Source organism: Paracidovorax oryzae ATCC 19882 (assembly GCF_000687165.1).
Taxonomy (GTDB): domain Bacteria; phylum Pseudomonadota; class Gammaproteobacteria; order Burkholderiales; family Burkholderiaceae_C; genus Paracidovorax; species Paracidovorax oryzae.
Genome location: NZ_JMKU01000005.1, coordinates 214,050 through 235,470, shown reverse-complemented (window position 1 = coordinate 235,470; position 21,421 = coordinate 214,050). Strand labels below are relative to the sequence as shown.

20 protein-coding genes are annotated in these 21,421 nt (G+C 68.6%); 11 read left to right on the top strand and 9 right to left on the bottom strand.

The features are described 5' to 3' along the window. Window positions 1–79 precede the first annotated feature (79 nt). The 10 genes from lepA (at window position 80) to T336_RS0104575 (ending at window position 10,783) form a co-directional block, all read left to right on the top strand. Window positions 80–1,888, top strand: coding sequence for a translation elongation factor 4 (gene lepA / locus T336_RS0104620; protein ID WP_019703681.1), 1,809 nt, complete (start codon window positions 80–82; stop codon window positions 1,886–1,888). A 4-nt stretch (window positions 1,889–1,892) separates the two neighbouring features. Continuing rightward, window positions 1,893–2,867 carry a signal peptidase I gene (gene lepB / locus T336_RS0104615; protein WP_019703682.1) on the top strand — a complete coding sequence of 325 codons (975 nt, stop codon included), beginning with the start codon at window positions 1,893–1,895 and terminating at the stop codon, window positions 2,865–2,867. Window positions 2,868–2,930: 63 nt separating this feature from the next. Continuing rightward, a complete protein-coding gene (locus T336_RS0104610) occupies window positions 2,931–3,332 on the top strand; it encodes a DUF4845 domain-containing protein (RefSeq protein WP_019703683.1) in 402 nt (133 codons plus the stop codon). Window positions 3,333–3,357: 25 nt separating this feature from the next. Then, the gene (gene rnc / locus T336_RS0104605) at window positions 3,358–4,044 is read left to right on the top strand and encodes a ribonuclease III (protein ID WP_019703684.1); all 687 of its coding nucleotides are present in this window, start codon (window positions 3,358–3,360) and stop codon (window positions 4,042–4,044) included. Further along, window positions 4,041–5,090: a GTPase Era gene (gene era, locus T336_RS0104600; RefSeq protein WP_026431663.1), complete on the top strand. Its 1,050-nt coding sequence runs from the start codon at window positions 4,041–4,043 to the stop codon at window positions 5,088–5,090. The genes rnc and era overlap by 4 nt, the downstream gene beginning before the upstream one ends. Window positions 5,091–5,348: 258 nt before the next feature. Beyond that, window positions 5,349–6,131: a DNA repair protein RecO gene (recO, locus tag T336_RS0104595; RefSeq protein ID WP_013593670.1), complete on the top strand. Its 783-nt coding sequence runs from the start codon at window positions 5,349–5,351 to the stop codon at window positions 6,129–6,131. Beyond that, entirely contained in the window at window positions 6,128–6,904 is a 777-nt protein-coding gene (locus T336_RS0104590) for a pyridoxine 5'-phosphate synthase (RefSeq protein WP_026431662.1), read from the top strand. Before recO ends, T336_RS0104590 begins: the two co-directional genes overlap by 4 nt. Next, window positions 6,901–7,341, top strand: coding sequence for a holo-ACP synthase (acpS, locus tag T336_RS0104585; protein ID WP_026431661.1), 441 nt, complete (start codon window positions 6,901–6,903; stop codon window positions 7,339–7,341). The genes T336_RS0104590 and acpS overlap by 4 nt, the downstream gene beginning before the upstream one ends. A gap of 53 nt (window positions 7,342–7,394) precedes the next feature. Beyond that, window positions 7,395–8,534 carry a beta-N-acetylhexosaminidase gene (nagZ, locus tag T336_RS0104580; protein ID WP_026431660.1) on the top strand — a complete coding sequence of 380 codons (1,140 nt, stop codon included), beginning with the start codon at window positions 7,395–7,397 and terminating at the stop codon, window positions 8,532–8,534. 224 nt (window positions 8,535–8,758) lie between these two features. Then, window positions 8,759–10,783 (top strand): DUF3300 domain-containing protein, encoded by a 2,025-nt coding sequence (locus T336_RS0104575; RefSeq protein WP_026431659.1) that lies wholly within the window; start codon window positions 8,759–8,761, stop codon window positions 10,781–10,783. A 45-nt stretch (window positions 10,784–10,828) separates the two neighbouring features. Here T336_RS0104575 and T336_RS0104570 read toward each other — a convergent pair whose 3' ends face one another. The 6 genes from T336_RS0104570 to T336_RS0104545 form a co-directional block, all read right to left on the bottom strand. Next, the gene (locus tag T336_RS0104570) at window positions 10,829–11,485 is read right to left on the bottom strand and encodes a mechanosensitive ion channel family protein (protein WP_244883868.1); all 657 of its coding nucleotides are present in this window, start codon (window positions 11,483–11,485) and stop codon (window positions 10,829–10,831) included. A 158-nt stretch (window positions 11,486–11,643) separates the two neighbouring features. Then, on the bottom strand, window positions 11,644–12,690 hold the full coding sequence (locus tag T336_RS0104565) for a GGDEF domain-containing response regulator (RefSeq protein ID WP_026431657.1): 1,047 nt from the start codon (window positions 12,688–12,690) through the stop codon (window positions 11,644–11,646). Window positions 12,691–12,739: 49 nt separating this feature from the next. Then, window positions 12,740–14,296: a lysine--tRNA ligase gene (lysS, locus tag T336_RS0104560; protein WP_019703692.1), complete on the bottom strand. Its 1,557-nt coding sequence runs from the start codon at window positions 14,294–14,296 to the stop codon at window positions 12,740–12,742. Between the two features lie 50 nt (window positions 14,297–14,346). Beyond that, window positions 14,347–15,558, bottom strand: coding sequence for a hypothetical protein (locus T336_RS0104555; protein WP_026431656.1), 1,212 nt, complete (start codon window positions 15,556–15,558; stop codon window positions 14,347–14,349). Next, window positions 15,555–16,475: a glycosyltransferase gene (locus T336_RS0104550; protein WP_026431655.1), complete on the bottom strand. Its 921-nt coding sequence runs from the start codon at window positions 16,473–16,475 to the stop codon at window positions 15,555–15,557. Before T336_RS0104550 ends, T336_RS0104555 begins: the two co-directional genes overlap by 4 nt. Next, on the bottom strand, window positions 16,469–17,515 hold the full coding sequence (locus T336_RS0104545) for a glycosyltransferase (RefSeq protein WP_244883867.1): 1,047 nt from the start codon (window positions 17,513–17,515) through the stop codon (window positions 16,469–16,471). Before T336_RS0104545 ends, T336_RS0104550 begins: the two co-directional genes overlap by 7 nt. Between T336_RS0104545 and T336_RS0104540 the strand changes: the two genes are divergently transcribed. Next, window positions 17,514–18,224, top strand: a complete 711-nt coding sequence (locus T336_RS0104540) for a class I SAM-dependent methyltransferase (protein ID WP_026431653.1) — start codon at window positions 17,514–17,516, stop codon at window positions 18,222–18,224. The genes T336_RS0104545 and T336_RS0104540 overlap by 2 nt on opposite strands. A 10-nt stretch (window positions 18,225–18,234) precedes the next feature. Here T336_RS0104540 and T336_RS0104535 read toward each other — a convergent pair whose 3' ends face one another. Genes T336_RS0104535 through T336_RS0104525 form a run of 3 tightly spaced genes read right to left on the bottom strand, consistent with a single transcriptional unit; the run spans window position 18,235 to window position 21,384 of the window. Next, window positions 18,235–19,545 (bottom strand): sugar transferase, encoded by a 1,311-nt coding sequence (locus T336_RS0104535; RefSeq protein WP_026431652.1) that lies wholly within the window; start codon window positions 19,543–19,545, stop codon window positions 18,235–18,237. Between the two features lie 5 nt (window positions 19,546–19,550). After that, window positions 19,551–20,672 (bottom strand): glycosyltransferase, encoded by a 1,122-nt coding sequence (locus T336_RS0104530; RefSeq protein ID WP_026431651.1) that lies wholly within the window; start codon window positions 20,670–20,672, stop codon window positions 19,551–19,553. A gap of 43 nt (window positions 20,673–20,715) precedes the next feature. Then, entirely contained in the window at window positions 20,716–21,384 is a 669-nt protein-coding gene (locus T336_RS0104525; RefSeq protein WP_035225278.1) for an LON peptidase substrate-binding domain-containing protein, read from the bottom strand. Window positions 21,385–21,421 lie beyond the last annotated feature (37 nt).

The window sequence follows — 21,421 nt, the reverse complement described above, 5'->3', positions numbered from 1 at the left end:
TTCAGGGCGCGTCACCACTTGACGCGCCCTTTTTTCTTGTGCGCGCCGTTCTAATTCAACTACTTGTCGCTTCTCGTTGATGAATCACATCAGAAATTTTTCGATCATTGCGCACATTGATCACGGCAAATCGACGCTCGCCGACCGCCTGATCCAGCGCTGCGGCGGCCTGGAAGAGCGCCAGATGGAAGCACAGGTGCTCGATTCGATGGACATCGAAAAAGAGCGTGGGATAACCATCAAGGCCCAGACCGCCGCGCTGCAATACAAGGCCAAAGACGGGCAGGTGTACAACCTCAACCTGATCGATACGCCCGGCCACGTGGACTTCTCGTACGAGGTCTCCCGCTCGCTGTCCGCCTGCGAGGGCGCACTGCTCGTGGTCGATGCCTCGCAGGGTGTGGAGGCCCAGACGGTGGCCAACTGCTACACCGCCCTGGACCTCGGCGTGGAAGTGCTGCCCGTGCTCAACAAGATGGATCTGCCGCAGGCCGATCCCGACAACGCCAAGGCCGAGATCGAGGACGTGATCGGCATCGACGCGACGGATGCGATTCCCTGCTCCGCCAAGACCGGCATGGGCATCGACGAGATCCTCGAGCTCATCGTCGCCAAGGTGCCGGCGCCGCGCGGCAATCCCGATGCGCCGCTGCGCGCCATGATCATCGACAGCTGGTTCGATCCCTACGTGGGCGTCGTGATGCTGGTGCGCGTGGTCGATGGAAGGCTGCAGAAGGGCGAGCGCTTCAAGATGATGGCCTCGGGTGCGGCGTACAACGCCGACAACCTCGGCGTCTTCACGCCCGCCAACGAGTCGCGCAATGCGCTGAACGCGGGCGAGGTGGGCTACATCATCGCCGGCATCAAGGAACTCAAGGCCGCCAAGGTGGGCGACACCATCACGCTGGAGAAGAAGCTGCCCAACAACCTGGGCCCGGCCGAACAGGCGCTGCCCGGCTTCAAGGAAATCCAGCCGCAGGTGTTCGCGGGCCTCTACCCGACCGAGGCCAGCGAATACGACCAGTTGCGCGACGCGCTGGAGAAGCTGCAGCTCAACGACGCCTCGCTGCATTTCGAGCCCGAGGTGTCGCAGGCGCTGGGCTTCGGCTTCCGCTGCGGCTTCTTGGGCCTGCTGCACATGGAGATCGTGCAGGAACGCCTGGAGCGCGAGTTCGACCAGGACCTCATCACCACCGCGCCCAGCGTGGTGTATGAAGTGGTCAAGGGCGACGGCGAGGTCATCATGGTGGAGAACCCCTCCAAGATGCCGGACCAGGGTCGCATCCAGGAAGTCCGCGAGCCCATCGTGACCGTGCATCTCTACATGCCGCAGGAATACGTCGGTCCGGTGATGACGCTGGCCAACCAGAAGCGCGGCGTGCAGCTGAACATGGCATACCACGGCCGGCAGGTCATGCTGACCTACGAACTGCCGCTGGGCGAGATCGTGCTGGACTTCTTCGACAAGCTCAAGTCGGTGTCGCGCGGCTATGCGTCCATGGACTACGAGTTCAAGGAGTACCGCGCCTCCGACGTGGTGAAGGTGGACATCCTGCTCAACGGCGAGAAGGTGGATGCGCTGTCCATCATCGTCCACCGCAGCCAGTCGGCCTACCGCGGCCGCGCGGTGGCTGCCAAGATGCGGGAGATCATCAGCCGGCAGATGTTCGACGTGGCGATCCAGGCGGCCATCGGCGCGAACATCATCGCGCGCGAGACCATCAAGGCCCTGCGCAAGAACGTGCTGGCGAAATGCTATGGGGGTGACATCACCCGCAAGCGCAAGCTTCTCGAGAAGCAGAAGGCGGGCAAGAAGCGCATGAAGCAGATCGGTTCCGTCGAAGTGCCGCAGGAAGCCTTCCTGGCCATCCTGCAAGTGGAGGAGTGATCCGATGCAAGCCATGCAATATGTGACCGCCGCCATCCTGGCGGCCTTCGTCGGCTACGTGGGCGCCTGGTACGTGGGTGCCATCGAGGGCAATTTCGCGCTGCTGCTGCTGCTGGCGACGGTGGTGACCGGCGCCTACTGGCTGGCCGAGCGCTTCGTCTTCCTGCCGCGGCGCCGCCGCGCGGCCCAGGCCATCGAGCAGGCGGCCGTGCAGCGGCGCGCCGAGCTGGACCGCATGGGCATCGCCAAGGTGGATGGCGACGTGCAGGAGACGAAGGACCGCATCCTGATGCAGCCGTGGTGGCTGGACTGGACGGCGGGACTCTTTCCGGTGATCGCCATCGTCTTCGTGCTGCGCTCGTTCCTTTTCGAGCCGTTCAAGATCCCCTCCGGATCGATGATCCCGACCCTGCTGGTGGGCGACCTGATCCTCGTGAACAAGTTCACCTACGGCATCCGCCTGCCGGTGATCAACAAGAAGATCACGCAGGGCACGCCGCCGCAGCGCGGCGACGTGATGGTGTTCCGCTATCCGCCGCAGCCCAGCATGGACTACATCAAGCGCGTGGTCGGCGTGCCGGGCGACGAGATCGCCTACCTGAACAAGCGGCTCACGGTGAACGGCAAGCCGGTCGAGACCACGGCGCTGCCCGATTTCCTCGACGAGGACACGATGCGCTACTTCAAGCAGTACGACGAGCACCTGGGCGCCAAGCCGCACCGCATGATCAACAACCCCGACGTGCCGGCATTCATCCAGGGGGCCAGCGACTACGCTTTCCGCGAGAATTGCCGCTACAGCGTGGAGGGGGTGGTGTGCAAGGTGCCCGAGGGCCACTATTTCATGATGGGCGACAACCGCGATAATTCGCTTGATTCACGCTATTGGGGCTTCGTGCCCGATGCGAACATCGTCGGCAAGGCTTTCTTCGTGTGGATGAATTTCAGCAACCTGAAGCGCATCGGCGGTTTCCAGTAGCGGCTTGCCGCGGACCGCGGCGCTCCCCAATACATACCTAAAGCTCAGAAGAGGGTCCGGACCATGGGTCTGCATCAGCACCACCTGCCTCGCTCCGCATCGAACGCCCCGCGGGCGGTCCGGCGATCCCGCCAGCGCGGCCTGTCCTTCATCGGCCTGGTGTTCCTCGCCGTGTTCGCGGTGGCCGCCTTCGCCATCGGCGGCCAGTCCGTACCCATCTTCCTGGAGTACCAGGCCATCCGCAAGGCGGCTGCCAAGGCAGCGCGCGAGGCGTCCACGGTGCCGGAGGTGCGGGCCTCCTTCGACCGGGCAGCCGCCATCGACGACATCAGCTCCATCACCGGCAAGGACCTCGAAGTGACGAAGCGCAACGACAAGATCGTGGTGTCCTTCAGCTACTCGCGAGAGATCGCGCTCGTCGGCCCCGCCTACCTCGTGTACCGCTTCCACGAGCAGACCAACTGACCCTTTTTCTCCTTCCTTCTCTGTTTTGGTTTCACCCAGTCTTTCCGCCCTGCAGGACCGCCTGCAGCATGCCTTCTCCGATCCATCCCTGCTGCAGCGGGCCATCACGCACCGCAGCTTCTCGGCCGACCACAACGAACGCCTGGAGTTTCTCGGCGATTCGGTGCTGAATCTGGCCGTATCGAGCCTGCTCTACCAGCGCCTGCGCGACCTGCCGGAAGGCGATCTCTCCCGGGTGCGGGCCAACCTGGTGCGCCAGGAGGCCCTGCACGGTCTGGCCCTGGGCCTGCAGCTGCCGCAGGTTCTGCGCCTGGGCGAGGGCGAGACGAAGTCCGGCGGCAAGCAGCGCCCGTCCATCCTGGCCGATGCCCTGGAAGCCCTGATCGGCGCCGTCTATCTGGATGCCGGCTACCAGTGTGCCGAGGCACTGGTGCACCGGCTCTACCAGGACGTGGAGATCAATCCGCGCATGCAGGCGGCCGAGAAGGATGCCAAGACCGCATTGCAGGAGTGGCTGCAGGGCCGCAAAATGAAGCTGCCGCAGTACCGCGTGGTCGCCACGGTGGGGGCCGCCCACCGTCAGACCTTCGACGTGGAATGCGATATCCCGGAACTGGGCCTGACCGAGCGCGGCATCGGCGGATCGCGGAGGGCGGGCGAACAGGCTGCCGCCGCCGCCATGCTGGCCACCCTGAAAGCGAAACACCCATGAATTCCTCCGTTCCCCCCGCTTCCGGCAACCCCGCTACCCCTGCCGCTCCCCAGGACGACCTGGAGGCCATGCTGGCCGCGGCACGACCGGGCGCTGCGCCCGCCAAGCCGGGCGGCACTGGAGCCGTCGCGGAGGCCACCGCCGTGCAGGGCCCGCAGCGCTGCGGCCTCATCGCCATCGTGGGCAAGCCGAACGTCGGCAAGTCCACGCTCATGAACGCGCTGGTCGGGCAGAAGATCAGCATCACCTCGCGCAAGGCGCAGACCACGCGCCACCGCATCACCGGCATCCGCACGCGCGAAGGCACGCAGTTCGTCTTCGTCGACACGCCCGGCTTCCAGACGCGGCACAGCACGGCGCTCAACAAGTCGCTCAACAAGACGGTGATGGGCGCGATCGGCGACGTGGACCTGATCCTTTTCGTGGTCGAGGCAGGCAGCTTCACGCTGGCCGACGCCAAGGTGCTGTCGCTCTTCAAGCCCGGCATCCCCACGCTGCTGATCGCCAACAAGCTCGACGAGGTGCACCGCCGCGCCGAGATCGCGCCCTGGCTCAAGGGCATGCAGGAACGCCATCCGTTCGCCGAGTTCGTGCCCATGTCGGCCAAGAACAAGGGCGACATCGAGCGGCTGTTCGGCATCTGCGCCAAGTACCTGCCCGAGCAGCCCTGGTTCTATGGCGAAGACGAGCTGACGGACCGCAGCGAGAAGTTTCTCGCAAGCGAGACGGTGCGCGAGAAACTCTTCCGCTTCACCGGCGACGAATTGCCCTACACCTCTACCGTCGTGATCGACAAGATGGAGGAAGAGCCCAGCAAGACGCACAAGCGCTTCATCCGCGTGGCGGCCACCATCGTGGTGGAGCGCGACAGCCACAAGGCCATGGTGATCGGCGACAAGGGCGAACGCCTGAAGCGCATCAGTACCGAGGCGCGCCAGGAAATGGAGCGGCTGATGGACGCGAAGGTGTTCCTGGAAGTATGGGTGAAGGTGCGCTCTGGCTGGGCCGACGACGAGGCACGGGTGCGCTCTTTCGGGTATGAGTGACGAACACCCCCCTGAGGCGCTGCGCGCCTTCCCCCCTCTCCTGCGGGAGGGGGGACGACGCCAGCGGCCCGGCGAAGCCGGTTCCGCGGCGTCTGCTGGCTTGGCCTGCTCCGCGGCCTTTCGTTCCGGAGCAGCACAGGGGCAGCCGGCGATGGGCGCTCCGGGGTGAGGGCGCTGGCGCTTTGGATTTCGGGTGGAATCGTTGCTCGCCTTTCCTCGTCTTCCAGCGCCAACTCGCCATTGATTGCATAGCCCTCCATGGCCGTACGCCGCATTTCCGACGAACCCGCCTATGTGCTGCACCGCTACGACTGGAGCGAGTCCAGCCTGATCCTGGATGTGTTCACGCGCCACCATGGGCGGGTGGCGCTGGTGGCCAAGGGGGCGAAGAAGCCGACGTCCAATTTCCGGCCCGTGCTGCTGCCGCTGCAGCCGCTGCGCGTCACCTATACGTTGAACGGCGAAGGTCGGGAGGAGGTGCATGGGCTCAAGGGGGCCGAGTGGGTGGGGGGGCACGTCATGCCGACGGGCGACGCGCTGCTCTCGGGCCTGTACCTCAATGAATTGCTGATGCGGCTGCTGGCGCGCGAGGACACGCATGCCGCGCTGTTCGACGCCTATGCCGGCGTGGTGCGGGTGCTGGCCAGCGAGCACGGCGACGCGCTGGAGCCCGTGCTGCGCAGTTTCGAGTTGCTGCTGCTGCGCGAGATCGGGCTGCTGCCCGCGCTGGATGTGGAAACGTCCACGCTGGCGCCGCTGGCTCCGGCGGCCCGCTACGCGCTGGTGCCGGAGGCCGGCCTGCGTCCGGCCCTTCCCTCGGACCGCAGCACGCTGGGCGGTGCGCAGTGGCGCCAGCTGGAGCGTTCGCTGGGCGACGCCCAGCCCTACACGGCCACGCTGCGTGCGATCGTGGCGGGGCTCGCCGCCAGCGCTTCTCCGGCCGCGGACCTCAAGCCACAGCTCCGCGCCCTGCTGCAATACCATTGCGGCAGTCCCCTGCTGCGGACGCGGCAGCTCATGATCGATCTCCAATCCCTATGACCCAGCATTCCGTGCGTACCGCCCTGTCGGTGAACGTCAACAAGGTGGCCCTGGTGCGCAACACGCGCCACCTGGGCATTCCCGGCGTGGAGCGCGCCGCTCTGCTGTGCCTGGAGGCGGGCGCGCAGGGCATCACCATCCATCCGCGCCCGGACGGGCGCCACATTCGCGCGGGCGACGTGCCCGCACTGGCTGCGCTCCTGCGCCAGTGGCCGGACCGCGAGTTCAACATCGAGGGCAATCCGTCGCAGAACCTCATGGAGTTCATCCGCGCTGTGCGTCCGCACCAAGCCACCTTCGTGCCGGACGGCGAGGACCAGTTCACGAGCGACCACGGCTGGAGCTTTCCGCAGGACGCCGAGCGCCTCGCGCCCCTGGTGGCCGAATGCCGCGGGCTGGGCGTGCGCGTGAGCCTGTTCATGGATGCGGAGCCGGCGCAGATGGCTGCAGCGCATGCCGTGGGCGCCGACCGCGTGGAACTCTATACCGAACCCTATGCCGCGGCCTGGGGCACGCCCGCGCAGGAGGCGCAGCTCGTGCGCTATGCGGCGACGGCCCGGGCGGCGCTGGAGGCCGGGCTCGGCGTGAACGCGGGGCACGATCTCAACCGGGACAATCTCGCGGCCTTCGTGGCGCGCGTGCCGGGCCTGATGGAAGTGTCGATCGGGCATGCCTTCGTCGCGGATGCGCTGGAACTGGGCTACGCCGCCACCGTGCAGGCCTACCAGCGCTGCATCGATGACGGCATGGCACAGCGGCAGGCCGGCGCATGATCTACGGCATCGGCACCGACATCTGCGACGTCCGCCGCATCCGGGCGAGCCTGGAGCGCCATGGAGACCGTTTCGCCGAGAAGGTGCTCGCGGCCGGCGAACTGGACACCTGGCGCGAACGCAGCGCGCGCTGGCCCGAGCGCGGCGTGCGCTATCTCGCCACGCGCTTTTCCGCCAAGGAGGCCTTCAGCAAGGCGATCGGCATGGGCATGCGCATGCCCATGACCTGGCGGGATTGCGAGGTGGCCAAGCTGCCCAGCGGCCAGCCCGTCATCGTGCTGCATGGTGCGCTCAAGGCCTGGTTCGAGTCGCAGGGGCTGCGCTGCCACCTGAGCGTCACCGACGAGAGCGACTATGCCGCGAGCTTCTGCGTGGTGGAGCGCGGGGATCCGGGCGAGGGCGTCCGCCCGGAGACCGTGCAGCACCTTCCGGCCTGAGCCGCACCGCCGCATCCATCGTTTCCTTTTTACGCACATACCCCGTTTCCTGCATGACCGCCGACATCGAACACGCCCCCCTCATCCTCGACATCGCCGGAACGGCGCTCACTCCTGCCGACCGCAGGCGCCTGGCCCATCCGCTCACGGGGGGCATCATCCTCTTCGCCCGGAACTGGGACAACCGGGCGCAGCTGCTGGAGCTCACGGCCTCGATCAAGGCCGTGCGGGACGACCTGCTCATCTGCGTGGACCACGAGGGCGGGCGGGTGCAGCGCTTTCGCACCGACGGTTTCACCCACCTGCCGCCCATGCGGGCCCTGGGCACCCTGTGGATGGACGACGGCCGCCAGGGCCCGGGCACCGGCGCGATGCGCGCGATGGATGCCGCCAGCGCCGCCGGCTACGTGCTGGCCAGCGAGTTGCGTGCCTGCGGCGTGGATTTCTCGTTCGCACCGGTGCTGGATCTGGACTGGCCGCCGGGGGGGGGAGGGCCTGCAGGCAGCGCCTCGGCGAGCAGCGTGATCGGCGACCGGGCCTTCCACCGCGACCCGCGCGTGGTGGCAATGCTGGCCAAAAGCGTGGCGCACGGCATGCTCAAGGCAGGCATGGCGCATTGCGGCAAGCATTTCCCCGGACACGGCTTCGTCGCGGCCGACTCGCATACCGACGTGCCCGTGGACCGGCGCCCTCTGGGCGCGATCCTCGCGGATGACGCCGCGCCGTATGCCTGGCTGTCGAACACGCTGACCGGCGTGATGCCGGCGCATGTCATCTATCCGCGCGTGGACCGGCTTCCGGCCGGGTTCTCGCGCCGCTGGCTGCAGGACATCCTGCGACAGCGCCTGCGGTTCAGCGGAGCGGTGTTCAGCGACGATCTCAGCATGGAAGGCGCTCGCCGCATCGATGGCCATGCGGTGGACTTCGCGACCGCCACGCGCGCGGCTCTCGATGCCGGCTGCGACCTCGTGCTGCTGTGCAACCAGAGCCTGGTGGGCGAGGGGCGCGAGCAGGGCAGGGCGCTCGACGATGTGCTCGATGCCCTGGAGCGCGCACGCGGCGAAGGGCGCTGGCGCCCCAGCCCGGACAGCGAGGCCCGCCGGCTCGCCCTGCTTCCACAGACGATGCCCCATCCCTGGGACGAGCTCATGCTGGAGCCGGATTACCTGAGGGCGCTGGACTGCCTGCCCTGAGGCTGGATTGTTTGTAACCAAATGATTCCGTGGTGGCGCGGTGCTTGTTTTTCGTAACAAGCCGGGGCGCATGGGAAAACCGCGCCGTGGATGTGCATTGCCCGGCCGCAGGCCGGACACATCGGGCTACACACGGCGTCAACGCGTGCCCAAGCATGGCGTTACGAACAGCAAGCAGTGCCCGCGGCCATGAGGGCGGCGCGGCCCTTGCCGGAGGTCTTTCCATGGTGCGTGATCCTGCTTTCCCTGAAGTCGCCGTCTCCACCCGGCCCCGCCGAGCCGCATGGGGTACGGCCGTCACCTGCATAGCGGCCGCATGCGCCCTGGCCGGCTGCGAACGTGTCACGACGCCCGCTCCCCAGGCTGCTGCCAGCGTGCCCGCGCCGGAGCCCGCGGCCTCTGCGCCCGCCGCGGTGCCAGTGGCCTACACGCCGCCGTCCGCGGACGTCCTCTACCAGATGGTGGCCCCGATCGCACTCTATCCCGACAAACTCGTGGCCCAGGTGCTCGCCGGCGCAACCTACCCGGACCAGGTCTCTGCCGCTGAAACCTGGCTCGCCCAGAATCCGGGGCTGAAGGGCAGCGCCCTGGTGAATGCGGTGGATCCCCAGCCCTGGGATCCCAGCGTCAAATCCCTGACGGCGTTTCCCAATGTGCTGGAGCAGATGGCCTCCAACCTGCCCTGGACGACCGCTCTGGGCAAGGCCTATTACCACGATCCTGCGGACGTGATGAACGCCATCCAGGCCATGCGCGCCCGCGCCGCCCATGCCGGTACGCTCAAGAGCTCACCGCGCCTGCGCGTGGCGACGGTGGAAGCCCGTTCCCTGCCGCCGCCGCTGCCGCCATCGCAGGCGCCCGTGGCGCTGTACCAGGGGCCGGCGGTGGTCACTCCGCCACCCACCGTCATCACCATCGAGCCTGCCGAGGTGCAGACAGTTTACGTGCCGCGCTATGACCCGGCCGTGGTGTATGGAACGCCGGTGCCCGTGTATCCCAGCTACAGCTGGGCCGTGCCGGTGGTGCAGCCGGCACCGGTGGCGGTGGGGCCGGACCCCGTGGCCGTGGGCGCGCTGGCCTTCGGTGCCGGCGTCCTGGTGGGCGCGCTGGCCACCAGCCACCACCATGGCTGGGGATGGAACGACTGGAACCTGCACTGGGGGCCGCCGCCTCCGCCACCGATCGCCTGGGGGCCCGCGCCGCCGCCGCCCGCCTGGGGGCCTGCGGTCGTGTACCGCGGAGCCACCTACGTGTCGAACTCACCCACGGTGATCGAGAACATCCATAACCGCATCACGGTGAACAACCGCAATGTCTATGTGAATGCCCCGGGCCAGCCGCCAGGCCTGCCTGCGCCGGGTGCGCCCGCCTTGGGATTCGCCGGCGGGCCGGCCGCCCCCGTGCGCGCTGCCATGGCGCCGCCGATGGGCCCGAACGGGCCGCACGGCCAGTCCCTGGCCGCGGCGCTGCAGGACAGCCACGCGGCAGGGCAGCGACCCATGGCGTTCGAGCAGCGCCACGTGCAGGCCCCGCCCCTGGCCGGCGACCGGAATGGCGTTCACCAGCCCCAGGCCCTCATGCAGGGGCCGGGCCGGGCGCCGATGCCGGTGGCACCGGGCCAGCCCGCACCGGCGCACGCTTTCGCCCAGCCAGGCTCAGAGGCCGTGCCTGGCGCGCCGCGAACATTGTCCGCAGCGTTCCAGGACAGCCGCACCGGCCATGCCATGCGTCCCATGGAAGCTCAGCGTGCGCCGGAGTTGCAGCGTTCCGCCGAACCACAGCATTCCGCCGAACACCGGAACAACCCGGCGGCACCGGCCATGGCGTCCGCCATGGGGCTGGCTCCGGCAGGACAGCCGCCGCGACCGGAGACCGGGCGTGCCAACCCCGCGATGCCCGAGAACCGGAACCCGCATGCCGCCTTCGTGGCGCCTCCTTCTCCCATGCCGGCTCCGTCGCAGCGCCCGCAGATGCCGGCGGATATGTCGATGGCCCATGCCCTGCAGCAGCCTCGACAGATGGCGGCGCCTTCGCCGCACATGCAGCAGCAACCCGTCCACATGCCGCAGCCTGTGCAGCCGCAGCCCATGCATGCCGAGCCGCGCAGCATGCCGGTCGCGGCCATGCATGCGCCGCAGCAGCCTGCGCCGCGGCCAGCCATGCACGAGGCACTGCGCGAATCCCGGCCCGCGCCGCAGCAGCAGCCTCCGCACCACGGAGGCGGGCACAAGCCGCACGAAGGCGGCTGAGGTGCTGGATAGAGGGCGGGCCGGAGTGGCGGCCCGTGCTCTCCGTCAGGCTGCTGGCAGCGATGGGGTGTCCGGCGCCACCGGGGTCGTGGCATGCGCGGGCGCAGGGGTCTGTGTCTGCGCCGCATCCGCCGGCCGGGGCGGCGCGCTGGTCCAGCGCCGCACCACGCGCTGGAAGATGAGCGCGTTGGGGATCTGCAGCAGCACGGGCGCATCCGGCGTGCCGTGGAAATCCTCGAGCGTGGTGTAGAGCAGGTTGATGTCCACGACGCGGCCTTTGGCGCCCGGCTTTTCAGCGGTGTCCAGCACCTCGATGTAGTCGCCCAGCCGGAACGGGCCGGCGGTGAAGATCAGCAGGGCGCAGAACAGGTTGGAGAGCACGCTCCACGCCGCGAAGAAAGCGACCGCGCCCACGGCCGCGAAGCCGGTGAATGCGGTCCACAGCACGGTGGCGGAAACCCCCAGCCGTTCCAGTACCAGCAGCACGGCGCTGCCCATGATGACCCAGCGCACCAGGCCGTTGATGGGCACCATGAGCTCGATGGGCCAATGGTAGTGGCGGCCCGCACGTTCGAGCAGGCGGCGCAGCGTTCGCTGCAGCAGCATGGCCAGCACCAGGATGAGCACGATCTGGACGCCGGGCACGATGATGTCGAGCCACTCCTGCATCCAGTCGGGAAGGTAGGTGCGAAGCCGGGTCATGGACAGGGGATGCAAGGCAGTCAGCGTCTGGGAGAAGGAACGGGAAATAACGGAAGGATTGCTCACCCACGGAGGGAGCCTCGCTGCCGGCAAGGGTTCCGCGTGCCGTCCCTGCCGCTCGGGCGGGAACTGCGCGCGGCGTCGGGGTCAGCCGCGCGTCAGCCGCGCAATTGCTCGATGGTATCCATCTGCATCTCGAAGCTGAAGAAGCGCGCGCGGCCCTGGGCCTTGGCGGCGTAGAGCGCTTCGTCTGCGCGCATCAGCATGGCTTCGGCGCTGGTGCTGTCGTCCGGCACGCAGGTGGTGATGCCCCCCGAGACGGTGAGGCTCGCGCCCAGCGGCGAGTCGGGGTGCGCGATGGCACGCTGGCTCACGAGCTTGCCGAGCGCACGTGCGAAGGTCATCGCCCCGGAGCGCGGCGTGTTGGGCAGGATGAGGGCAAATTCCTCGCCGCCGTACCGTGCCGCCACATCCCTCGGACGCACGCACACCTCCTTGAGCAACCGGCCCACTTCGCGCAGGCAGGCATCGCCCTGGACATGGCCCACGGCGTCGTTGAAACGCTTGAAGTGGTCGAGGTCGCACAGCATCAGCGTGAGCGGCATGCCGTCGCGGCGCGCGGCGAGGATCTCGCTGTGCAGTATGCGGTCGAAGCCTCGCCGGTTGACGAGGCCGGTGAGGGTGTCCACCTCCACCATCTCGTTGAGGCGCTGGTTGGCCAGGTGCAGTTCCTCTGACATGGACACGAGCCTGCGGCGCATGTCCAGCAGGCGCCGCATGGCGCGCAGCTTGGCCACCAGCACGATGGGCTTCACGGGCTTGACGAGGTAGTCGTCTCCGCCGGCCTCGATGCCGCGCCAGACATCCAGGTCGCTGTCCAGGCCGGACAGGAAGATGATCGGCGTCCACCCGCCAGCCTCGGCCTCACGCATCTGCTGGGCGACCCAGTAGCCGTCTTTGTCGTCCGAGAGCCGGATATCCAGCAGCACCAGGTCGGGACGGCGCAGCTTGAAGAGCTGCAGGGCCACGTCGCTGGAGGCCGCTTCCATCACGTCGGCCACTCCCGCATGCCTGAGCTCGGCGACGAGGGCGGCCCGTACGGAGGCCTGGTCTTCGACGACCATGACGGAGAAGGGCCCCGCCGAAGGAAGGGGCTCGCCATGCCGCCCTGGGGTGGCGGGAGAATTGGGGGGCATGGCGGTCATCGGCCTTCCTCTCTACGGACCGGGCGGTGGGGGCATGGCCGCGGCGGTTTCAATGTTCCCGGCGCAGGGCGGGGAACAGGATCACGTCGCGGATGCTGGGGCTGTCGGTCAACAGCATCATAAGCCGGTCGATGCCGATGCCGCAGCCCCCGGTGGGAGGCATGCCATATTCGAGGGCGCGGACGAAATCGTGGTCGAAATACATGGCCTCGTCGTCTCCGCTGTCCTTGGCTTCCACCTGGGACTGGAAGCGGGCGGCCTGGTCCTCCGCGTCGTTGAGCTCGGAGAAGCCGTTGCCGAACTCGCGGCCCGTGATGTAGAGCTCGAAGCGCTCCGTCACCTCGGGGCGCGTGTCGTTGGCGCGCGCCAGCGGGCTGATCTCTGTCGGGTGTTCCATGATGAAGGTGGGCTGCCAGAGCTTGTCCTCCACCGTTTCCTCGAAGTAGAGCACCTGCAGGCCTGCCAGCGTGCGCGTGGACAGGCGGTCCTTCTCCTCGGAGAGGCCCAGCTTGCGCAGCGCGGCGACCAGCCAGGCGGCGTCGTCCACGCCGTCGCCGGCCTCGGTGTGGCGCAGGATGGCCTCGCGGATGGTCAGGCGCTCGAAGGGTTGCGACAGGTCCACAGCGCGGCCCTGGTAGGTCAGCTGCAGGCTGCCCGCCGCCTTCGTGGCCGCATCGCGCACGAGCTGTTCGGTGAAGTCCATCAGGTCGCGGTAGTTCCAGTAGGCCGCATAGAACTCCATCATCGTGAACTCGGGGTTGTGGCGCACCGAGATGCCTTCGTTGCGGAAGTTGCGGTTGATCTCGAACACGCGCTCGAAGCCGCCGACCACCAGGCGCTTGAGGTAGAGCTCGGGCGCGATGCGCAGGTACATCTCCTGCTCCAGCGCATTGTGGTGCGTGACGAACGGCTTGGCGTTGGCGCCGCCGGGAATGGGGTGGAGCATGGGCGTCTCCACCTCCAGGAAGCCGTGCTGCACCATGAATTCGCGGATGCCGCTCACGGCCTTGCTGCGCGCGATGAAGCGCTTGCGGGCCGCCTCGTCGGTCATCAGGTCCACGTAGCGCTGGCGGTACTTCACTTCCTGGTCGGCCACGCCGTGGAACTTGTCGGGCATGGGCCGCAGGCTCTTGGTGAGCAGCCGCAGCGTTGTGACCTTGACCGACAGCTCGCCGGTCTTGGTCTTCATGAGCGTGCCTTCGGCACCCACGATGTCGCCCAGGTCCCAGTGCTTGAAGGCCGCATAGGCCTCTTCGCCGATCGCGTCGCGGGTCACGTACACCTGGATGCGGCCGCCCGTGGTGCCGAGCGAGCCGTCCTGCACGGTGGCGAAGCTGGCCTTGCCCATGACGCGCTTGAGCATCATGCGGCCGGCCACGCTCACCGGCACGGGGTTGGCTTCGAGCGTCTCGGCCTCGGTCTCTGCGTACTGCGCCTGCAGGTCGGCCGCATGGTGCGCGGGCTTGAAATCATTGGGGAAGGCCACGCCCTTGCCCTGGGCCTGGGCCTCCCGGAGGGACTTGAGCTTGTCGCGGCGCTCGGCGATGAGCTGGTTGTCGTCGGAGGGAGCGGCGGTGGGCGCGGAAGGATTCTGGGGGGGGAGCATAGAAACGAGCGTATGCGCCGTGGTAGCGGCTGGTGGACTGGCTGAACCGGCTATTTTAGTTTTTTGCCCGTCATCCAGCGAACCAGGGCCAGCAGAACGGCAGCAGATGTTCCTGCCAGTGCCCATATGTGCGCCACCGGATCGATGCCGGGCCATGCGAGCGGAAGACACAGGACGGCAATTTGCAGGCCGTCGAACCCGATGGCGGCCCATGAGAAGGGGCGCGCCAGTCCGCGCTGGAACGGCAAATGGCCGTAGGCGGCGAAAAGGCAGGCGCATCCCTGCCAGATCACCAGCGGTGCCAGATAGCCCTCCAGGCCTTGCCATGCAGATGGAATCCACCCTGCATGGAGCGCCCAGGCGGCGGCCAGGCCCGCCAGCAGCGTGCAGGCTGCGCCCGACAGGCCGATGCGCAGCGACAGCGTGGCATGCTCGCGCCCCTGTGAGAGCAGCACTTGGGGCCAGGCGGCGTACACCACGGAAGGCAGCAGTCCCAGCAGCCGGAGAAGAACGGCCAGATAGCTCGCCTCCGCGGCCCCGTGGAAACGCTGCCACATGACGAGGACCGCCATGCCTGCCGCGGCATCGGCAGCGGTGTGCGCGATGCGCAGGAGCGGGCCCCGGTCGTCCTGCTGCGAGGGGCGCGTGGCTCCTGGCGTGCGATGGCCGTCCTCCGGCGGGGCCGGCAAGGTGCGTGCATCGCGCGCGGGCCGCAACAGCCAGAGCGCGCCGATCGCGTAGCTGCCAGCGGCTGCCGCGAAGAGCGCCGTGGCACCGGCGCCAGGCAGGAGCAGCCCTGCGCCGCCGGCCACCGCGAGCGCGGCGAGCGGCGGGACCGACCGGGCCAGCGCGGCCGACTGCGCGGATGCCGTGCGCAGGGCCCACGGCTGTGCCATGTACCAGCCCAGCTGCAGCAGCGCCAGGAGGGACGCCCAGGCCAGGCATGCGCCGGGGCGGCCCAGGCCTGCCAGCCAGACGGCCGCCGCCGCTACCGGAAGCAAAAGGGCCCAGCGCAGCAGGCTGGCGCGCATCGCTTCCCGCAGTGCCGGGCCGGGAGGGTGGTGGATGTTGGCCAGGAACCGTAGCTGGCTCTGGGCGAGTGCCAGAGTCATCCAGAAGAAGCCTATCTGGCTCACGACCGTGAAAAGTCCCACCTCCCGGGGCTGGAACAGCTGCAGCATGAGCAGGCCGAAGAGCCCCTGGGCCCCCAGCGAGACGGCGCTCGCGGCTGCGATATGCGTCGTGGTTCCGAGCAGTTTCATGCGCGCTCCTGCCATCGGCGCCATATGTGCAGGCGGGCCAGCAGCGTGTTCCAGGCATGCGCTTGCATCGGCGGGACGGTGCGGGGCTGCTCGTCCAGGCCGGGGCCCAGCAGTTCCGCGTAACGCGCCACCGTCGCGTGCGCGGGAAGGTAGATGAACCGTGCGCCCGCCGTGCGCTCGAATTCCCGCACCCAGCGGTAGTCGGTGGAGACGGTGGGCAGCCCGACTGCGCAGTATTCGAGGAGCTTGGTGGAAGTCTGCCGGTCGTAGGGGGGGCGTACCGGCACCAGGTTCAGGCCGTAGCGCGCCTGCGCGAGCAGGGCCGGGACGTCGCACTGCGGCACGCGTCCCGCCATGGTCACGCTGGGCAGGCGCCCCAGTGCGGCCCGCAGGTCATCGGGCAGCTCCCCTATGAGCAGCAGCGTGCGTCCGGCCGGTGCCAGGGCTTGCAGCAGCGGCGCGAAGCCGCGCAGCCGGTGCATGTCTCCGAGGTAGGCGAAATCGAAACGTTTGCTGCGCGGCGTGTCCGAGCGCGACAGGAAGGCTTCTGGAACGCCCATGTCGCGGTATTCAAACGGAACCCCGTCGCCGAACCCGAGCCGTCGGCGCACCCAGGCGTTCTGGAAGATCCGGTAGTTCGGGGTGGGCTGGCGCCAGGACTTGATCCTGTCCTTGAGCCAGGCGCAGGGCGGTACCGACGCCGATGCGTATTCGTGCACCTGGAATGCCCCGGGATGGCGCCGGGCGCTGGCCGGGGGCACGAGCCCGCAGATCCACCACATTACCTCGGCATCGCCGGGTACCGTGCCGGGATGGCTGTGCAGCACGGCCTGGTGTCCGGATTGCTGCAGGAACGCGGAGTAGGCTCCCAACTCAGGCAGGTAGGCTTGCCCGGAATGGATGAAATGGATCAGCATCGTCCGGACGCCTCCCGCAGCACCGACTGCCACCCCGCCAGGAAGTCCGCATGCCGGTACTGCTCCAGAATGCGCTGCAAATCCGCCTGCACGGCCGCTGCAGGCATGCGCAGCGTGGCGAGTACGGCATCGGCCAGGGCCTGCGCCGAGCTCTCCCGTGCGATGAGGTAGGGCGCATGCTGCTGCAGCATTTCCTGCAGGGCCGGGATGGGTACGCCGACGCAGGGCACCCCCATCGACAGCGATTCCAGCGCGGCCATGGGACAGCCTTCATAGCGCGAAGTGAGCAGGGTGAGATCCTGTTCACGGCAGAACCCGGCGCTGTTTTCGACATGCCCCAGCCATCGGAGCCGTCCCGCCTGCTGCAGGTCCTGCGAGGCTGCCTCCAGGGCGCCGCGCAAGGGTCCGTCGCCTGCCAATGACAGGTGGAATTCGGGCGGCAGCCTGCGCAGGGTCTCCAGGAGCAATTGCGGGTTTTTTTCGGTGGACAGGCGTCCCATGTAGCCCATGCGTACGGGGCCATGTCTTCTCGTGGCCAGCGCCGGTTGTGCAGCGACGAAGGACGGGGGGGCGGGATTGTGCACGACGCGCAGGGCTGGGGATTCCCGGCGGCCTCCCCGCATGAACCGCTGGAAGGCTGCTTGCGATGACCCGGAGACGAACACGCAATGCGAGGCGCGCCCGTAGAGCCAGCGCAGCCACGCCTGCTTTCCGGCCCCGGCACGGGCCTGCGCCAGCACCGTATCGACCGGCCCGTGCACCCACACCACGGCGCGCCTGCGCGTCGCGAGGCCCAGTGCCCATGCCACGTAGGCCGGGCGGAAGTTGTGCGCGGCGAGCAGCACATCGCTGCGCCGGGCCGCGGCGAGCAGGGCCGGCCCCCTCTGCGGCGTGGCATGCTGGATGTCCACTGGCCAGCCCGCTGCGCGCAGCCCTTCCACCAGTGCCCGGGTGACCGTCGCCACGCCGCCGGCCGCCGGTGCATCGTGCAGCAGGCAGATCCGTGGAGGTGTGCAGGTGCCTGGGGATAATCGGGACATGGACGCAATCTCCAGCTACTTATCGGGCGAGGACTTCGATGACGACTACCGGTACCAGCCCCGGATGGCCTTCGCTCCGCTGGCGCGCGGCGACCTGCTCGAACAATGGTGCGCCGGGCGATCGGTGCTGCACGTGGGGTTTGCCGATCACCAGCCGCTGATCGCCGCGCGGGTGGCCGATGGCGGCTGGCTGCATGCGCGCCTGAGCCGCAGCGCGCGCCAATGCCATGGCATCGATATCAACCGGCAGGCGGTGGAGGCCGCCCGGCTGCTCGGATTCCAGCATGTGCATGCGCTGGACATCCACGCCTCGGATTCCGAAGGCTTCCTGCGGGGGCTCGGTGTGGATCTCGTCATGGTTCCCGATGTGCTCGAACATCTGGGCGATCCCGCGGCGTTCATGGCGCGGCTCGCGCAGATTTTTCCCGCCGCGGATTTCGTGGTGTCCGTGCCGAACGGACTCGCGCTGCGCAACGCGGTGAACATGCTGGGTGGCGTCGAGCGCGTCAATACCGATCACCGGGCCTGGTTTTCGCCCTACACCCTGAGCAAGGTGCTGGCCGATGCCGGCCTGCGGGTCGAGGAATTGCACGGGTGCATGGTGAGTCCGGCAGGCAGCCTCAAGGGGCGCCTGCTGCGGGGCCTCGTGCGCCGGCGGCCGCTGGGGGCGGACGTGCTGGCCGCGCGCGCGCGGGTGACAGTGCGCTGACGCCACGCTGTTACCTCGAGCCGAATCCGCTGGCCACGATGCGCAGCGTCTTCCAGGCGATCAGCAGGTCCAGTGCCACGGAATAGTGCGCGACATAGTAGAGGTCGTAGCTGAGCTTGACGGCGGTCTGCTCCTCGCTGTCCGCGTAGCCCTGCTGCACCTGCGCCCAGCCGGTCAGGCCGGGGCGCACCAGGTGGCGGTAGGGGTAGGCGGGAATGCGTTCCGCGAAGCTGCGCACGAATTCCGCCTGCTCGGGCCGCGGGCCGATCAGGCTCATGTCGCCCCGCAGGACGTTCCACAACTGGGGAAGCTCGTCGAGGCGGGTGCGGCGTATGAAGCGGCCCACCGGCGTGATGCGGTCGTCGTTGGGCTGCGCGAAACGCGCGCCTTGCTCCGATGGCGCATGGCGCATGCTGCGCAGCTTCCAGATGCAGAATTCGCGCCCGTTGCGGCCCACGCGCAACTGCGAGAAGAGCATGGGGCCGTGGGAATCCAGTTTCACTGCCAGGCCGGCTGCCAGGCACAGGGGTAGCCAGAGAGGCAGCGTGGCCAGCGTGGCGGCCAGGTCCACCATGCGCTTGACCGTGTCGTAGGCCGGGTTGCCGTCCAGCGCCCACAAATCCTGCGCATGGTTGTCAGGCAGCACCATCCGGCCGCTCAGCAGCTCGACCACCGCTTCGACACTGTAGAGGCGGATGTGCTGCAGCCGCAATCCGCTGATTTTCCGGTCGCGGGCCGCGTGGGAGGGGGCGTGCCGGTCCAGCACCACGCCGGCCCAGCCCCGGGCGGTTGCGTCGTCCAGGCCCCGCTCCGGCCAGGGCACGAGCGTAATGTCCTTCCTGCGCGCTTCGTCTGCGCCGGGGCCCAGCAGCGCCTGCAGGCGCTGCGGGACGGTATCGTCCAGATAGATCAGGCACAGTCCGTGGCGGCGCAGGTCGCGCCAATGGCCGGCCAGGAACCACGCCAGCGACAGCAGGTACGACAGCAACACGGCGCCCCGGGAATAGGGACGCTGCAGCAGCGCGAAGCCGAGGGGAGCCGTCAAATACGGCACGGCCGTCGCCACGAAGAGGAAGCTCCTGCCCTCGAAACGTGGCAGGTGGGCGCCGCTGTACAGCCAGTAGGACGCGATGGCATACGGGATGGCGCACCACAGGACGGTGGCGGGGAACTGGTAGGTCGCCCAGCCGCGGCGCTGCAGTTCCAGCCCGATCAGGTAGGCCGCGAGCAGCGTCACCGCTCCCGCCAGCGACCAGCGCAGCACCGAGCCTTGCCGGTGCGCCGTGGAAGAGCCAAGTTCGCGTTGGGGAATGCTGTTCATGCCATTCAGGAGCGGGAATGCCGCAGGGCGGCGGCATAGACGCCGCGCACTGCCGAACCCATGCGCTCGGCGGTGTAGTGCTGTTCGTAGCGCCGCCGGGCGGCAGCGCCGAGCCGGGCGCGCAGCGCGGGGGACTCCATCAATTGTCGCAGCGCAGCGGCGAGCGCTTCCGGGTCCGCGGGTACGAGCAGGGCGTGCCCGGGGTCGGGCAGCAGCTCGCGCACGCCGGGCAGGTCACTGGCCACGATCGCCATGCCCGCGCGCATCGCCTCGATGAGCGAAATGGGCAATCCTTCGTGGTCCGACATGAGCACGAAGATGCCGTGGCGTGCGAGCTGGGCGGGTACGTCGTCCACGTCCCCCTGGAAGTCGACCGATGTCTGCAGGCCCAGGCGGGCTGCCAGCGCTTCGTGGGACGGCCTGTCGGGGCCGTCTCCCAGGAGGCTGGCGGAGCCAGCCTGTCCGGTCGCGTCCCTCAGCCGTGCCAGGGCATGCAGCAGCAGGTCGTGGCGTTTCGGCGGGGCCATGCGGGCGACCATGGCGATCGAAGTGCCTTCGCGCTTCCATGCGGGGGCATCGGCGGGAACGGCGATGTCGTGGACGCCATTCACGACAGTGACCAGGCGCCCGCCCGGCAGCGGGAGGCTGCGTGCGAGGGCTCGCTCGTGCTCCGAGACGCACACCATGCGGCGGGTCAGCGGGGCCAGCAACGCTTCGGTGGTCCAGGCCACCGCCCGGCGCGGCCAGGCATTGCCGGCCTTGAATGCGAAGCCGTGCACGGTGTAGATCACGGGGACACCCGACAACGCTCCTGCGATACGCGCAGCCACGCCCGCCATGGCGCTGTGGGCGTGCAGCAGGTCCGGGGACTCGGTTCGCACGATGCGGAGCAGATCGCGCGTGGCCCGCAGGAGGCGGACCGGCCGCAAGCCGTTGTCCAGCACGGGAATGCCATGCACTCGCAGGCCCAGGGCTTCCAGATCCCTGCCCAATGGTGACAGCGGGCCGGTTCCGCCGATGGCGGCCTGCACGGCGACACCCTGCGCGGAGAGCGCGGCGCACAGTGTGCGCACATGGCTCTGCGCTCCCCCTGTTTCGCCTTTGGTGATGACCTGCAGGACTTTCACGGCGCACGCATGCCGGGCGCTGGCCGGATGGCGCGGAGCCTGCTCATGGCGCGATGCCCGTACGGTCCAGTACGTCGCCCACGAGCTCGAGCCTCAGCAGCGGACTGTCGAGCTGCATGAGCTGCTGCTTCAGGTCGATGGGTACCGGCAGCAGTTCACACCAGCGGTTGGCCACCCAGCCGCAGTCGTCCAGCTGGGCGGCGCCCGGCAGGGGCAGGCTGGTGTCATCGGGGTTGCGGTCGCGCAGGCGTGCCAGCACCTGTTCCAGGGCCGCCGCGGCCTTGCGCAGGTCCGGGGGCACGGGCACGGCCACGTCCGGCGGCAGTTGCTCGATGTCGGCGATCCAGAGGCCGTGCGGCAGTAACTGGCGTCGCACGATGCGGAACCGTTCCGACCCCTGGGCCTTCATGGCGATGAGCCCGGGATGGGAGTCATCGAGTTCCGAGATGGCCGCCAGCGTGCCCACATCGTGGAATTTCTCGGGCGCCGCGCCGGCCTGGCGCACCTCGTGGCCGTCCGTGAGAGCCACCACGCCGAACGGTGCCCCGGCCTGGCGGCATTTGCGCACCATGTCCAGGTAGCGCACTTCGAATACCCGCAGGGCCAGCAGGCCACCCGGGAAGAGTACCGTGCCCAGCGGGAACAGCGGCAGCGAGCTGAGCGTGAGCGGCACCTGGGGCGCGGGCTCGTGGGGAGGTGGGGCGAAGGTCATGGGCGGGGCCTGTACGGCCCGCTATCATCCCACGGCG

Coding starts and splice junctions, on each gene's coding strand:
- nagZ (WP_026431660.1), top strand. CDS start 7,395: ATGACCGCCGACATCGAACACGCCCCCCTCATCCTCGACATCGCCGGA.
- T336_RS0104550 (WP_026431655.1), bottom strand. CDS start 16,475: ATGCTGATCCATTTCATCCATTCCGGGCAAGCCTACCTGCCTGAGTTG.
- T336_RS0104570 (WP_244883868.1), bottom strand. CDS start 11,485: ATGACCCGGCTTCGCACCTACCTTCCCGACTGGATGCAGGAGTGGCTC.
- T336_RS0104565 (WP_026431657.1), bottom strand. CDS start 12,690: ATGACCGCCATGCCCCCCAATTCTCCCGCCACCCCAGGGCGGCATGGC.
- era (WP_026431663.1), top strand. CDS start 4,041: ATGAATTCCTCCGTTCCCCCCGCTTCCGGCAACCCCGCTACCCCTGCC.
- acpS (WP_026431661.1), top strand. CDS start 6,901: ATGATCTACGGCATCGGCACCGACATCTGCGACGTCCGCCGCATCCGG.
- T336_RS0104610 (WP_019703683.1), top strand. CDS start 2,931: ATGGGTCTGCATCAGCACCACCTGCCTCGCTCCGCATCGAACGCCCCG.
- T336_RS0104525 (WP_035225278.1), bottom strand. CDS start 21,384: ATGACCTTCGCCCCACCTCCCCACGAGCCCGCGCCCCAGGTGCCGCTC.
- T336_RS0104555 (WP_026431656.1), bottom strand. CDS start 15,558: ATGAAACTGCTCGGAACCACGACGCATATCGCAGCCGCGAGCGCCGTC.
- recO (WP_013593670.1), top strand. CDS start 5,349: ATGGCCGTACGCCGCATTTCCGACGAACCCGCCTATGTGCTGCACCGC.
- T336_RS0104540 (WP_026431653.1), top strand. CDS start 17,514: ATGGACGCAATCTCCAGCTACTTATCGGGCGAGGACTTCGATGACGAC.
- lysS (WP_019703692.1), bottom strand. CDS start 14,296: ATGCTCCCCCCCCAGAATCCTTCCGCGCCCACCGCCGCTCCCTCCGAC.
- T336_RS0104535 (WP_026431652.1), bottom strand. CDS start 19,545: ATGAACAGCATTCCCCAACGCGAACTTGGCTCTTCCACGGCGCACCGG.
- lepA (WP_019703681.1), top strand. CDS start 80: ATGAATCACATCAGAAATTTTTCGATCATTGCGCACATTGATCACGGC.
- lepB (WP_019703682.1), top strand. CDS start 1,893: ATGCAAGCCATGCAATATGTGACCGCCGCCATCCTGGCGGCCTTCGTC.
- T336_RS0104545 (WP_244883867.1), bottom strand. CDS start 17,515: ATGTCCCGATTATCCCCAGGCACCTGCACACCTCCACGGATCTGCCTG.
- T336_RS0104590 (WP_026431662.1), top strand. CDS start 6,128: ATGACCCAGCATTCCGTGCGTACCGCCCTGTCGGTGAACGTCAACAAG.
- T336_RS0104575 (WP_026431659.1), top strand. CDS start 8,759: ATGGTGCGTGATCCTGCTTTCCCTGAAGTCGCCGTCTCCACCCGGCCC.